The following is a 13,032-nucleotide window of genomic DNA, read 5'->3' as shown; positions in this document are numbered from 1 at the left end:
GCGTGTGGCCAACGACAGCGAATTTCAGGAACAAATGAAGCGCCTCGGCAAACTGGTCGAAGAGTTCGATCGGCTGCCGGAAAGCGCGGCGAAAGTCACCGGGAAAGAGTTGGTCCAGCTTCTCATGGATGTTCATGGCGCAGGTCTGGAAAGCGTTATGGAAATCGTATTCGAGAGTGCGGAGACGGGACCGGCATTGATTCACAAACTCGGTCAGGATTCCATCGTCGGCAGCCTGCTCCTGCTCTATTCACTGCATCCGGATGATTTACAAACGCGTGTGATGAGAGCCGTCGAACGCATGCGCCCGCGCCTGCGTAAACTTGCCACCGCAGTGGAACTCATCCGTGCCGACGAGAGCAATAGGGGCTATGTTCAATTGCGCCTTGCCACTTCAGGCCACAGTTGCGGCTCCTCCACGAAGGATCTGCGGGCTATCGTTGAAGACTGCGTTTACGAGTTCGCGCCGGATGTAACCACGCTTGAGATTCTGGGCTTGGATGAGCCAGTTCCAAACGGCTTTGTCGCATTGGAAAGCCTGCTGGGCCGCAGTCTTACGGCAGTTGGTGCGAATCTTCCGAACGGCCATCAGGAGCAAAGGCCTCGCCATGAATGAGGAGCCCACCGTTTCATTCGATCAGGCCTTCGGAGCGCTGCGTCAGTTCACGCGCACAAGGCGGTCGACATCACGTGCAACCGAATTCTGCGAACTCTGCAGCGCAGGCTTGATTCATGACCATGCGCACTTGATCGAACTTGCCTCCCGCCAGATTCTCTGCGCCTGCGACGCATGCGCCATGCTCTTCGATGGCATGGAAAGATCAAAGTACAAACGTGTCGCGAGAAGCGCTCAGTATCTCGTCAACTTCGTCATGACTGATGGGCAATGGGAGAGTCTTCTCATTCCCATCAATATGGCATACTTCTTTCGCTCTAGTGCCGAGAACAGGATGATCGCCCTTTATCCGAGTCCAGCCGGCGCAGTTGAATCCCTGCTGCCGCTCGAAGCATGGAATGAGATTGCAGATGACAATCCAGTACTGCATGCAATGCGCCCAGACATCGAAGCACTGCTTGTTAATCGCGTAGGCCACGCGTACGGTATGACGCGCGCCGAATATTACATCGCGCCAATCGACGAGTGCTACAAACTCGTCGGCCTCATCCGCGCAAACTGGCGGGGCCTTTCCGGAGGCGCAGAAGTATGGGCCGAGATCGGCCGGTTTTTCACGGAGTTGCGCTCGAAGGCAGAACCTGTCAGCGGAGGGCTATATGCCTGATCTGAGCTTCCATATCGATGCAGTGGAAATCGTCCCGTTCGCGGCTGTTCCCATGCTTGCCTTTAGGCTGAAAATCAGAAACGCTAAATCCGACGAGGCCATTCACACCGTTGCGTTGCGTTGCCAGATACAGATCGAAGTCACCCGCCGCCGCTATACTCCAGAGGAACAAGGCCGCATGCGCGATCTTTTTGGCGAGCCAGATCGATGGAGCCAGACTCTGCGTAGCATGCTGTGGACCCACGTCAACCTGGTCGTTCCCGGCTTCGAGGGCGCTACTACTACTGTTGATCTTCAGGTCCCGTGTACCTTCGACTTCAACGTCGCCGCAACGAAGTATTTTGAGGGTCTTTCCGACGGTGAAATCCCCTTACTCATGCTCTTTAGCGGCACCGTCTTCTATGCACCACTCGATAGCGCGCTGCAAGTAGCACCCATCTCATGGGAACAGGAAGCAAGATTTAAGCTGCCGGTGAAAGTGTGGCGCGAAATGATGGATACATACTACCCGAACGGTGTTTGGATTAGCCTGCGTCGTGATGTCTTTAATCGTCTTTATCTATACAAGATGCAACATTGCATCCCTACGTGGGAACAGGCGCTGGAGAGGATGCTGCTTGCAGAGGAGTTGGTGAAATCATGAATCTGGATCGCGTCGAAGAGATCGCCGAAGCCGTACTCTATGAGGGATATATGCTGTATCCCTATAGACAGTCGTCGATCAAAAACCAGCAGCGATGGAACTTCGGCGTGCTCTATCCCCAATCCTGGTGCGACCTTCAGTTGGGATCGGAAGCTTCCTCGATGCAGACCGAGTGCCTGGTCAGAGTATCGGACTCGACGCGTCTCACAGTGAAGGTGCGTTTCCTTCAAATTGTTCAGCGATCCATCGCCCGGCTCAACACATCGAAATCTGAAGAACGCGTTGAAGCGTCTCGTCTATATGAATTCGTCGATAGTTTCGAATCATGCGGTCGAGTCTATCTACCGTGGCAGGAGGCAGTTGAACGGGATCTTACTTATGGAGAGCTTGATCCGACGAATCTTTTGTCGCATTCGTGCATACAGTTCACGTTTCCGAAAGGGAAGACTGTGGAGTATCTGGTGGATGAGCAGGGCAGGGAAGAAGGAGCAATTGTCCGCCAGTGGGAGACGTTGACAGGATCGGTTCAATTATCCTCGCAGCGTTGCCACGACGGCCTCTTCCGGCTCCAGGTGCAAGTTAGTAATCTGGCTGGCAATGACGAACTTGAATCGGAGGAACGCGAAGCTGTCCTCATGTTTTCGATGGTCTCGGCGCACACGGTTCTTGGTGTCGAGCTAGGTGAATTCGTATCCCTGCTTGAGCCTCCGCCAGACTTGAAAGACTTTGCCACAGAGTGTAACAACGTTGGCACATGGCCGGTTCTTGTCGGTGACAAAGCTGCGAAGCACGCAGATACAGTCCTATCTTCGCCGATCATCCTTTACGACTACCCGCAAATTGCTCCTGAGAGCGCAGGCAATCTCTTTGACTCCACCGAGATCGACGAGATTCTTTCCCTGCGAATTCTCACCCTGACTGACGACGAGAAGCGCGAGATGCGGCAGTCCGACGATCGCACACGCGCGATTCTTGAACGCACAGAATCCATGCCGGATGAGCAATTCTTGAAGCTGCACGGAGTACTGCGCGGCTTGACTCCAGTCAATGAGGAGCTCCGATGAATGAATGGGAATGGAACCTTCTCGAGGACAACGCCATAGTCGACCACGTGTATGTCAACGGCGACGAGTTGAGAACCGGAGACCGCGTGCGCCTCCATCCCAAAGACGGTGGCGATATTCTGGATATCGCCCTGCGTGGACAAATCGCAACGATCGAGAGTCTTGAGCAGGACTACGAAGGTGAAATACATATCTGCGTGGTGCTTGAGGATGATCCCGGACGTGATCTAGGCATGATGCGCCAACCCGGTCACCGCTTCTTCTTCAGCCCCCCGGAAGTCGAGTTGCTCCCACCAGATCAGCAGACAGTCAAAGCGTTGTCAGCGAAGCCGGAGATTCTCGTCGCCGGTATAGGTAACATCTTCTTCGGCGACGACGCATTCGGAGTGGAGGTGATTCGTCGACTGGCGAAATGCGAGTTGCCCGCCGCAGTGCGTGTGATTGACTTCGGCATCCGCGGCCTCGACCTGGCCTACGCCTTGCAGGACGGCTATGAAACCACCATCCTCATCGACGCGTATCCCCATGGACAACCACCGGGAACCGTCTCCATTATGGAGCCGGATGCAGATAAGATTTCCGCATCCGAACCAAACTTCGTCGAACCGCACAGCATGCATCCGATGAACGTACTGCGCATGGCCCGCGCAATGAATGGGCCACTCAAACGAGTGCTCCTGGTAGGCTGCGAACCCGCGACTTTGGGCGGAGACGAGGGACATATGGGACTTAGCGCGCCCGTCGAGGCTGCGGTTGCGGAAGCCGTAACTACAACCACCTCGCTGGTAAATCGAATTCTGAATAAAGAGAAACTGTGAAATTAACCCACTTGACTCGGTAAAGGAGAACAGTATGGCAACGGCTCTGATTGAAGCGAACCGCGCAGGATTGAGCAACGATAAGGACACGCTGTACTTGCTCGGCGGTGTCGCCCTCATGGTGTTTGGAGCAGGACTCATCCTCTCCAACCCCATGATCCGCCGCTACATGTCCCAGCTCGGAGTTGGCAACCTTGCGCAAACCGTCATACCGGATGTCGAGCGGTACTTCAAACTGCGGTCGATGTAAGAGGCGTCAAAGCCGAAGAGCGGAATGGGCTCTATTCGCATGGATGGAGCAAGGGAAATCGTGACAGATTCCATGGAAGCTGCAGCAACAAAACTCGCGCACTTCGTCATAGACCCCAAAGCCAGCAGGTTTACCGTGCAGGCATTCGCTACTGGCGTCTTATCTGCCATGGGGCATAACCCAACCATCGGCATCCGCAAATTTGCAGGCGCCGTGGACTTCAATCCTGACGATCTCAAAGGAGGCGGATTCCAGCTGTCGATCCAGGCGTCCTCATTAAGCGTTCTGGACGACATCACCGACAAGGATCGACGCGAGATTGAGAAGCTGATGAATGAACAGGTAATCGAGGTCGCAGCGCATCCCGAGATTGTCTATGAGGCTGCGGTGGTTTCCATTACCAGGATCGACGGAGCTCTGTATTCCGCTATGCTCAATGGCAATTTGAGTTTCCATGGAGTAACTCGTAACCAGCCTTTGACAGCGCGCATTGCCATGTATGACGAGATGCTCCGGGCCTCCGGTGAATTTATCTTGAGGCAATCCGAATACGCGATTAGACCACTCTCCGTAATGGGCGGTGCACTCAAAATCAAAGATGAACTCAAATTCTCGTTCGAGATGGTGGCGCGGCAACAAGGATGACAACGATGAATGTTATAACTCATGAAACGTTGGAGCGAAAGCGGGCAAAGCAATGTGTCTAGCGATACCGGGTAGGATTGTCGAACTCGTCTCCGGCCAGCATCAGGTGGGCGTCGTCGAAGTCGCCGGCGTACGCCGCAAAGTTCAACTCGGTCTGCTCGCGGACGATTTGCCCAAGACAGGCGATTGGGTGCTGATTCACGTCGGCTTCGCTATGTCTAAGATCAGTGAGTTCGATGCGGCCGAGCAGATGCGTCTGCTCTCCATGCTCGGCGAAACGGAACAGGCGATGGAGGAGGTTCGTGGTTACGGACTAGAAGAAGGTGCAACTCGCTATGGTCCCGATTTTCCCAACTAAGACTTTGCTCATTGCTTGATACGGAGACACTACGATGCAATATGTGGACGAATTCCGTGATCCAGAACTCATCACCAAGGCATCCCAAGAGATCTACCGTCTCGTCGACCCAGACCGCCATTACCGGATCATGGAGGTATGCGGAGGCCACACTCATGCCATCTACCGCTTCGGATTGAAGGACCTTCTGCCCTCGAACGTTGAGCTGATTCATGGTCCTGGTTGCCCAGTCTGCGTACTTCCAATGGGCAGGATCGACGACGGGCTGATGATCGCTCGTGAACCGAACAGAATCTTCGCAGCTTTCGGTGACATGATGCGTGTGCCTGGGGCCCACGGCAGCCCATTTGAACACAAAGCCCGTGGCACAGATGTGCGCATCGTGTATTCTCCCGCAGACGCACTGCAATTGGCTCGCAAGAACCCCGACAAGGAAGTTATCTTCTTCGCCATCGGCTTTGAGACTACATCGCCCTCCACAGCGCTTACTCTGATGAGCGCTGAGGCTGAGGGCATCGAAAATTTCTCTGTCTTCTGCAATCACGTCACCATCGTCCCTGCCATTCGCGCTATCCTCGATTCGCCCGACATGCGGCTCGATGGCTTCATCGGGCCAGGCCATGTTTCAGCGGTGATCGGTTGCAGACCGTATGAATGGATCGCGAAAAATGAGGGCAAGCCGGTTGTCACCTCAGGCTTCGAGCCGCTCGATCTATTGCAATCCATCATCATGTTGCTGCAGCAATTGAAGGCAGGCGAGGCCAGAGTCGAGAATCAGTACAAGCGCGTCGTCCCCTGGGAAGGCAACCGCGCGGCGCTGAGAGCCATGGCCGAGGTCTTCGAACTACGGCCATACTTCGAGTGGCGTGGACTGGGCTTCATCTCGCAGTCGGCTCTTCGCATTCGCGAGAAATACGCCGCATTCGATGCCGAGCGGCGTTACGGCGTACCCGAGACGCGAGTCGCGGACCCGAAGTCGGCCCAATGTGGAGAAGTGCTCAAAGGCGTTTTGAAACCCGCGCAATGCAAGTTGTTTGGTAAGGAATGCACCCCGGAACATCCCATTGGCGCGCTGATGGTTTCGTCGGAGGGCTCATGCGCAGCGTATTACAACTACGAGTACCGGAAGTCGCTGGTGACCTCAATCACCGCAGTAGCCTGAAGACCGACGACTCATCCGCCAGCACTTCATCGGTCGTTCGCTTCCGCGACCCGCAGATTGAAATGTCTCACGGTGCGGGCGGCAAAGCCAGCCGCAGGCTGGTCGAGGGCCTGTTTGCGCCACTCCTGGTCTCCGCGTCAGACGGAGCGCTGACTGACGCAGCCCGTATTGAGATTGGCGGCGCGTCGGTTCATTTCACCACTGACAGCTTCGTCGTCAAGCCGCTGCGCTTTCCCGGCGGCTCCATCGGCGAACTTGCCGTAAACGGAACCATGAATGATCTCGCCGTTTCCGGGGCCAGGGCGCGTGCTATGGTCGTAACCTTTGTTCTCGAAGAAGGCCTCTCCAGCAGCATCCTCGAAGCCGAGGTTCGGTCCATGTCCGCTGCTCTCAAGCGCGCAGGTGTGGCTATGGTCGGAGGAGACACCAAGGTCGTCGAACGCGGCAAGGCCGATGGCATGTACATCACCACCGCGGGCATCGGCAGCCCCATACTCGGCGTGAACATCGACGCGCGAACCGTCCGGCCAGGCGACAGAGTGTTGATTTCCGGGCCAATCGGCGATCACGGCATAACCATCCTCCTTGCCCGTGGCGAACTTGATCTGGAGGCAGATCTCTGCTCCGACACCCGCTCGGTTCTGCCCATGGTTGAGGCGCTCGCCGCCGAGGCCGGTCCCGGTATTCGCTGGATGCGCGACCCCACCCGCGGCGGTGTGGCGACGGCCCTCAACGAGCTGGCGCGCGATTGCGGGTTGGGAGTCGAGTTGCTCGAAGAAGAGATCCCGATCCATGAAGCCGTTCGCGGCGCTTGTGAACTGCTCGGCCTCGATCCGCTTCACATCGCCAATGAAGGCCAGTTTCTCGCCGTAGTCGCACCCGAATACGCCGATATGGCTTTGAACGCAATTCAACTAACCGAAGGCGGCGAAGATGCCCGCATCATCGGAGAGATTCGGGAAGAGCCAGCCAACGCAGTTCTCGTCAACACCCGCTACGGCGGCTCGCGGATCATCGACATGCTCGTCGGCGACCCGCTGCCGCGAATATGCTAGGTCTCGCCATGCCAACTGCCTGCAATCTCGCAGCACAGATAGAGGAACGCCTGCTGCGCCGCAATTCGATTCTCGAAGACTTCTTCACCCGTGAGGCCCGCCCACTGGCCCTGGCCTGCCGGGATATGGCGGAGCGTTTTTTGAGCGGCGGGCGTTTGCTCGCCTTGGGGTGCGGCCCGTATTCGACCGATGCCCAGCACGTCTCCGTCGAGTTTGTCCATCCGGTTATCGTCGGCAAGCGTGCCCTCCCTGCGCTCGACCTGTCAGCCCTCGGCCGGCCCTGGCTCGAAGCCATCCTGAGAAGCGACGACATCGTCTTCGGCTTCGGTCCGCCCGAAGGGGACGCAGAGGTGTGGGCGGCTCTTGCATCAGCCAGCGCTCGCGGCGCCATGACCTTCGCTCTTCCCGGCCCATTTGGTTCCTACGCGCTCCAGACAGACATCAAAGACCCCTTCATTCATCAGGAGCTTGTCGAGATTTTCTACCACACGCTCTGGGAGACAGTGCATGTCTTCCTCGAACATCGCGAGCTGGGCCAGGACGTAGGCGATGCCGGCTTTCTCTATCCATTCCTCGGCCAGCAGAAGCAAAAAACCTCATCTCTCGTAGATGAAGTTGCGTCGTCCATTCAAATGAAAGTACGCGACGACACGGCGCTGCGCACACGGTTAGCCAAAGAAGAGTCAGAGGGGATCGGTGCCGCGGCAATCGCCATTCACGAGCGCCTGTTGCTTGGGGGAAAGCTCATCCTCTTCGGCAATGGCGGCTCCGCGACCGACGCCAACGACTGGGCGATGGACTGCGTGTTGCCGCAACCAGGCCGCCACGCCATTCCTGCGATCTCGCTCTCCATGGAACCAGCCAACCTGACCGCGCTCGCCAACGACATCGGGGTAGAAGTGATCTTCCTGCGCCAACTCATGGCGCAGGCACAGCCTCACGACGTCGCCATCGGCATCTCCACCAGCGGCGGCTCGCGCAACATTGTCTCCGCTCTCGAAGAGGCGCGCAAACGCAAGCTGTTGACAATCGCTCTGCTTGGCAACGATGGTGGCGAAATCGCGCGACGCAGCCTGGCCGATTTCCCCATCATCATCCGCAGCGACTACATTCCGCGCATTCAGGAGGTACAAGCCTCCGCATATCACGTCATTCTCGATACACTGGAGGCACTTCATCATGCCCGTGCTTGAGCTGTATGGCTCCCCCACATGCCCCTACACGCAGGAAATGCGCGAATCACTCGAATGGCGCAATCGTGAGTTCCGCGAGTACGACGTGGAAACCGACAAGGAAGCCAACACCCGCTTGCGAGCATTGAGCGGCTCACGCAGCGTCCCGGTTCTGGTAGAAGACGGTAAAGTCATCCAGATCGGCTGGCAAGGCAGAAGCTGCATCGTGGGGCCAGCGTAGGGCATGTTGACTGCCTATTCCATTCGCGTGCGCGGCGTGGTGCAAGGCGTCGGATTCCGTCCCTTTGTTTATCGAATCGCACATAGCCTTGGCCTCTTCGGATGGGTACTGAACGGCGAGCAGGGCGTAGAGATTCACGTCGAGGGTCCCAAACCTGACCTCGAGTCCTTCGTCGACGAAATGCGCATCCATCCTCCGGCAGCCGCCCAGGTCTCCGTAGTCGAGATTGAAACCGTTGCAGTCCAAAGCTTCCGCGGCTTTAGCATTCGCGAGAGCCAACGCAACGAACGGCCCACAGTACGCATCTCTCACGACCTGCCCGTATGTTCCGATTGCCTCAACGAACTCTTCAATCCGGCCGACCGGCGCTACTTGTACCCTTACATCAACTGCACTAATTGCGGACCGCGCTACAGCGTCGTCCTCGCACTGCCCTACGATCGGCCCAATACCACCATGCGCTCCTGGCCGCTTGATGCAAGCTGCTACGCCGAATATCACAATCCAGCCGACCGCCGCTTTCATGCCCAGCCCATCGCCTGTCCTGGTTGCGGCCCCGGATTTCACCTGTGCGAACAAGGTGAAACCATCGCGGAGACGCAACAGGCAATCCGACGCGCCGCCCAACTTCTCCACGAAGGCAAGATCGTCGCAGTGAAGGGACTAGGCGGCTATCACCTTGCCTGCGATGCCTTCAATGCCTCCGCCAACGCCGCACTGCGCGAGAGAAAATTCCGCAAGGAAAAGCCCTTCGCGGTCATGGCCAGAAATCTCGATGTTGCACGAACGCTCGTAACGCTCTCGCCGCAGGCCGAGCAATTGATCACCTCCATAGCCCATCCAATCGTCCTCGCCCCCGCCCGAATCAACCTGCCCGGCGTAGCCCCGGACAACGACGATCTCGGAGTCATGCTGCCGTATACGCCTCTGCAACACTTGCTCTTCGCAGCAGGAGCACCCGAAGCCCTTGTCATGACCTCAGCCAACCGCTCCAGCGAACCCATTGCCTTCGAAGAAGAAGACGCTCTCGAAAGCCTGAACGGTATAGCCGACGCATTCCTCATCGGCGAACGCCCCATCGCCCGCCGCGTCGACGATTCAGTCATCCACGACGGAGCCTTTGGCCCAGTGATCCTGCGGCGCGCACGCGGCTACGCTCCCGGAGCCGTGGCATCCTTACCCACCAATCGCCCCATTCTCGCCCTCGGCGCAGACCTCAAAAACACGATTACTCTCGTCGTAGATGGCCAGGCATTCGTCAGCCAGCACATCGGAGACCTCGATCACTTTCACGCCTTCCGCGCATTTCAGGAAACGATCTCAGATCTGGTCTCCATGTACGAGATAAATTGGAACGATCTGCTCCTCGTGCATGACAGTCATCCCCAATATGCCTCCACGATGTACGCCTCTGAATTAAATGCGCAACAAAGCGTCGCCATGCAACACCACCGCGCACACATCGCATCAGCATTGGCCGAGCGCGGCGAATGGCAAACGCGCGTCGTCGGCGTAAGCTTCGACGGCACCGGTTACGGAGACGACGGCAGCATCTGGGGCGGCGAATTCTTCGTCGGCTCCGTCAGCGAGGGTTTCGAACGAGTAGCGCATCTTCGCTCAGCAGCTCTGCCCGGTGGAGACGCGGCGGCGCGATTCCCAGTGCAGGCCGCCGCTGGATTTCTCGCTCAACTCGATCCATTGCCAGATATGACCGCAACGCCCTTCAACTTTCCCGCCCGCTTCAATATGGCCGTGGAACTCGTGACCAAAGGCGTCCGCACCTTCCCCACCACCTCGATCGGCCGCCTCTTCGATGCAGTCGCGGCCCTGCTCGGCTTCACTCGCGAAATCTCATTCGAAGGCCAGGCCGCCATGTGGCTCGAACACCTCGCCCGCAGCGTAACCCACGCCGAGGCTTACGCTTTTCCATTCATAGGCTCCGAACTCGATTTTCGTCCGTTACTGCAATCCGTCATCTCCGACCGCCAGCGCGGACGAGACATCCGCGAGATCGCGCGCGCATTTCACCTATCGTTGGCAACAACCCTGCGCGATTGCGTTGTCGATCTTTGCCGGGCGCATCGTTTGAACGCCGCAGTCCTGTCCGGAGGAGTCTTCCAGAACGAACTCCTGCTCTCCCAAATTCATTCGCTCTTCCAGCAGACTTCCATTCACGTCTGGACCAACCATGCCGTCCCGCCCAACGATGGTGGAATCAGCCTCGGCCAGGCAACGCTCGCAGCATTCGCCGCCTCAGCAGCCTCCGAATCTGCGACAATGGTTTGCGCCTCACGCGAGGAAGCGAAGGAGAATCCCGATGCATGAGCTCTCGATTGCGATGAGCATCGTTGACCTCGCTCAGCAAGAAGCCGAACAGCGCGGCGTGCGTATCAACGCAGTGCATCTCAAGCTCGGAGCTCTCTCCGGCATAGTCAAGGAATCGCTCATCGCGTCGTATGAGATGGCATCCTTCGATACACCGCTCAAACAATCGCGTCTGGTGATCGAGGAAGTCCCAGTGGTTATATTCTGTCTCGTCTGCAAGGTCGAATGCGAACTCAGTACCATCCAGATGTTTTGCTGCTCCCAATGCGGCGCGCCATCGTCGGAGATCGTTCGCGGAAGGGAACTCGAAGTCACCGCACTGGAGGTCCAATCATGATGCAGGAACCACGCCTGATCGAAGTTCGCAAGAATGTGCTGAAGCAAAACGACCATATCGCGCGCGCCCTGCGCGAGCAATTTCGCAATGCCGGAGTATTCGTGGTCAGCCTCGTCTCCAGCCCCGGCTCGGGCAAAACAGCGTTCCTCGAAAAGATTCTGACCATCCTCCGCGAACACTATCGCGTGGCCGCGCTGGTCGGCGATCTCGCAACGGAAAACGATGCCCTCCGCCTCGCCCGCAGCCACGCGCCAGTCCGTCAGATCACCACCGGTACGCTCTGCCACCTTGAAGCCGCCATGGTGCAGAGATCCCTGGATGAGTGGGACCTCAACCAGCTCGACTTCCTCTTCATCGAAAATGTAGGCAACCTCGTCTGCCCATCCTCCTACGACCTCGGCGAAAACCTGCGCCTTGTATTGCTTTCAGTCACCGAAGGTGAAGACAAGCCCCTCAAGTACCCGACCATCTTCAACAGCGCCGATGTAGCTATCTTCACTAAGACTGACTTAGCCGAGGCAGTCGAATTCGACGCGTCAGCCGCACTCGCCAACATCCAGGCCGTGCGCCCCGGCATGGACGTCTTTAGCATTTCCGCCAAGACCGGCGCAGGCATGCCGCAGTTCCTGGAATTCCTCGCAGCGCGCCTTGCTGAAATGCGCGAAGCCGTGGCATTTTAAGATTCCGCTCGCATCAGGACTGATTTGCAATCATCGTCCACCTTGCAACGAGCGCAACCGCGCGGCTGCTATACTTCCTGAAAAATCAAAGGCTGTTCCGATATGTCGTCGAAGATAAAGTCCGAGGTAGTGGTGCGGCCCGCCAAAGCAGAGGACGGCCCTGTCTGCGGCCAGATCTGCTACGACGCGTTTGCCTCCATCAATGCAGCTCACGGCTTTCCCTGCGATTTTCCCGGACCAGAGGCCGCAGTCGGCTTGCTTTCGACATTGTTTTCAAGTCCCGGCTTCTTTTGCGTAGTGGCCGAAAGCGAAGGCCGAATCGTCGGTAGCAACGGCCTTGATGAGCGCTCCATCATTATGGGCGTCGGCCCCATCACCATCGACCCCGCAACGCAGAATCTCGGAGCAGGCCGCAAACTGATGCAAGCCGTTCTGGATCGAGCAAGCGAGCGCGGCGCAGCTGGTGTTCGGCTCGTCCAGGCCGCTTTTCACAATCGTTCGCTTTCGCTTTATACGTCGCTGGGCTTTGACATCCGCGAACCCCTGAGTTGTGTGCAGGGACGAACCCTCGAACGGAGTATCACGGGATGCCATGCGCGGCCGGCCACACCAGATGATTTAAGCGCCTGCAACGCTCTGTCGCACCAAGTTCACGGCTTCGACCGCGGTGTCGACTTGGCACAGGCAATCGAGCACGGTACAGCGTGCGTGGTGGAGCGCGCCGGCCGCATCACCGGCTATACATCGCACCTCGGCTTCTTTGGCCATTCCACGGCAGAGACGAATCTTGACCTGCAGTCCCTCATCGTATCCGCAGAATCCTTAGCCGGATCGGGAATTCTCGTACCTTCCCGCAATAGCGCTCTCCTGCGCTGGTGTCTGGCCAACGGTCTGCGCGTCGTCCAGCCGATGACTCTGATGAGCATCGGGCTATATAACGATCCAGCAGGAGCGTGGCTTCCCTCCGTACTCTTTTGAACCGCAATAATCGGCATTGCCGCA

The 13,032-nt window shown here is 57.5% G+C and carries 16 protein-coding genes; all 16 read left to right on the top strand.

What is annotated here, in order from left to right; translation table 11 throughout:
- Positions 1–4: 4 nt before the first annotated feature.
- Positions 5–616, top strand: a complete 612-nt coding sequence (locus OHL23_RS13550) for a cytochrome P450 family protein (protein WP_263352424.1) — start codon at positions 5–7, stop codon at positions 614–616.
- A complete protein-coding gene (locus tag OHL23_RS13545; protein ID WP_263352423.1) occupies positions 609–1,280 on the top strand; it encodes a DUF5947 family protein in 672 nt (223 codons plus the stop codon). Before OHL23_RS13550 ends, OHL23_RS13545 begins: the two co-directional genes overlap by 8 nt.
- The gene (locus OHL23_RS13540; RefSeq protein ID WP_263352422.1) at positions 1,273–1,923 is read left to right on the top strand and encodes a DUF6084 family protein; all 651 of its coding nucleotides are present in this window, start codon (positions 1,273–1,275) and stop codon (positions 1,921–1,923) included. Before OHL23_RS13545 ends, OHL23_RS13540 begins: the two co-directional genes overlap by 8 nt.
- Complete coding sequence (locus OHL23_RS13535; protein ID WP_263352420.1) at positions 1,920–2,987, top strand: hypothetical protein; 1,068 nt, start codon at positions 1,920–1,922, stop codon at positions 2,985–2,987. The genes OHL23_RS13540 and OHL23_RS13535 overlap by 4 nt, the downstream gene beginning before the upstream one ends.
- The gene (locus OHL23_RS13530; RefSeq protein WP_263352419.1) at positions 2,984–3,805 is read left to right on the top strand and encodes a hydrogenase maturation protease; all 822 of its coding nucleotides are present in this window, start codon (positions 2,984–2,986) and stop codon (positions 3,803–3,805) included. The genes OHL23_RS13535 and OHL23_RS13530 overlap by 4 nt, the downstream gene beginning before the upstream one ends.
- 34 nt (positions 3,806–3,839) lie before the next feature.
- Complete coding sequence (locus tag OHL23_RS13525) at positions 3,840–4,055, top strand: hypothetical protein (protein WP_263352418.1); 216 nt, start codon at positions 3,840–3,842, stop codon at positions 4,053–4,055.
- A 24-nt stretch (positions 4,056–4,079) separates the two neighbouring features.
- Positions 4,080–4,700 carry a YceI family protein gene (locus OHL23_RS13520; protein ID WP_263352417.1) on the top strand — a complete coding sequence of 207 codons (621 nt, stop codon included), beginning with the start codon at positions 4,080–4,082 and terminating at the stop codon, positions 4,698–4,700.
- Between the two features lie 52 nt (positions 4,701–4,752).
- Positions 4,753–5,058, top strand: a complete 306-nt coding sequence (locus OHL23_RS13515; RefSeq protein WP_263352416.1) for a HypC/HybG/HupF family hydrogenase formation chaperone — start codon at positions 4,753–4,755, stop codon at positions 5,056–5,058.
- A gap of 34 nt (positions 5,059–5,092) precedes the next feature.
- Entirely contained in the window at positions 5,093–6,220 is a 1,128-nt protein-coding gene (gene hypD, locus OHL23_RS13510; protein ID WP_263352414.1) for a hydrogenase formation protein HypD, read from the top strand.
- Complete coding sequence (gene hypE / locus OHL23_RS13505) at positions 6,154–7,275, top strand: hydrogenase expression/formation protein HypE (protein WP_263352413.1); 1,122 nt, start codon at positions 6,154–6,156, stop codon at positions 7,273–7,275. The genes hypD and hypE overlap by 67 nt, the downstream gene beginning before the upstream one ends.
- Positions 7,276–7,283: 8 nt before the next feature.
- On the top strand, positions 7,284–8,468 hold the full coding sequence (locus OHL23_RS13500; protein ID WP_263352412.1) for an SIS domain-containing protein: 1,185 nt from the start codon (positions 7,284–7,286) through the stop codon (positions 8,466–8,468).
- Positions 8,455–8,688 carry a Uxx-star family glutaredoxin-like (seleno)protein gene (locus OHL23_RS13495; protein ID WP_263352411.1) on the top strand — a complete coding sequence of 78 codons (234 nt, stop codon included), beginning with the start codon at positions 8,455–8,457 and terminating at the stop codon, positions 8,686–8,688. Before OHL23_RS13500 ends, OHL23_RS13495 begins: the two co-directional genes overlap by 14 nt.
- Before the next feature lie 3 nt (positions 8,689–8,691).
- Positions 8,692–11,013: a carbamoyltransferase HypF gene (hypF, locus tag OHL23_RS13490; protein WP_263352410.1), complete on the top strand. Its 2,322-nt coding sequence runs from the start codon at positions 8,692–8,694 to the stop codon at positions 11,011–11,013.
- Positions 11,006–11,350: a hydrogenase maturation nickel metallochaperone HypA/HybF gene (locus tag OHL23_RS13485; RefSeq protein WP_263352409.1), complete on the top strand. Its 345-nt coding sequence runs from the start codon at positions 11,006–11,008 to the stop codon at positions 11,348–11,350. Before hypF ends, OHL23_RS13485 begins: the two co-directional genes overlap by 8 nt.
- Complete coding sequence (gene hypB, locus OHL23_RS13480) at positions 11,347–12,030, top strand: hydrogenase nickel incorporation protein HypB (protein WP_263352408.1); 684 nt, start codon at positions 11,347–11,349, stop codon at positions 12,028–12,030. The genes OHL23_RS13485 and hypB overlap by 4 nt, the downstream gene beginning before the upstream one ends.
- A gap of 102 nt (positions 12,031–12,132) precedes the next feature.
- On the top strand, positions 12,133–13,008 hold the full coding sequence (locus tag OHL23_RS13475) for a GNAT family N-acetyltransferase (protein ID WP_263352407.1): 876 nt from the start codon (positions 12,133–12,135) through the stop codon (positions 13,006–13,008).
- Positions 13,009–13,032: the final 24 nt, after the last annotated feature.

Source organism: Acidicapsa acidisoli (genome assembly GCF_025685625.1).
In the GTDB taxonomy this organism is placed as follows: domain Bacteria; phylum Acidobacteriota; class Terriglobia; order Terriglobales; family Acidobacteriaceae; genus Acidicapsa; species Acidicapsa acidisoli.
The sequence above is the reverse complement of the archived record's forward strand: the minus strand, read 5'-3'. Positions and strand labels throughout refer to the sequence as shown.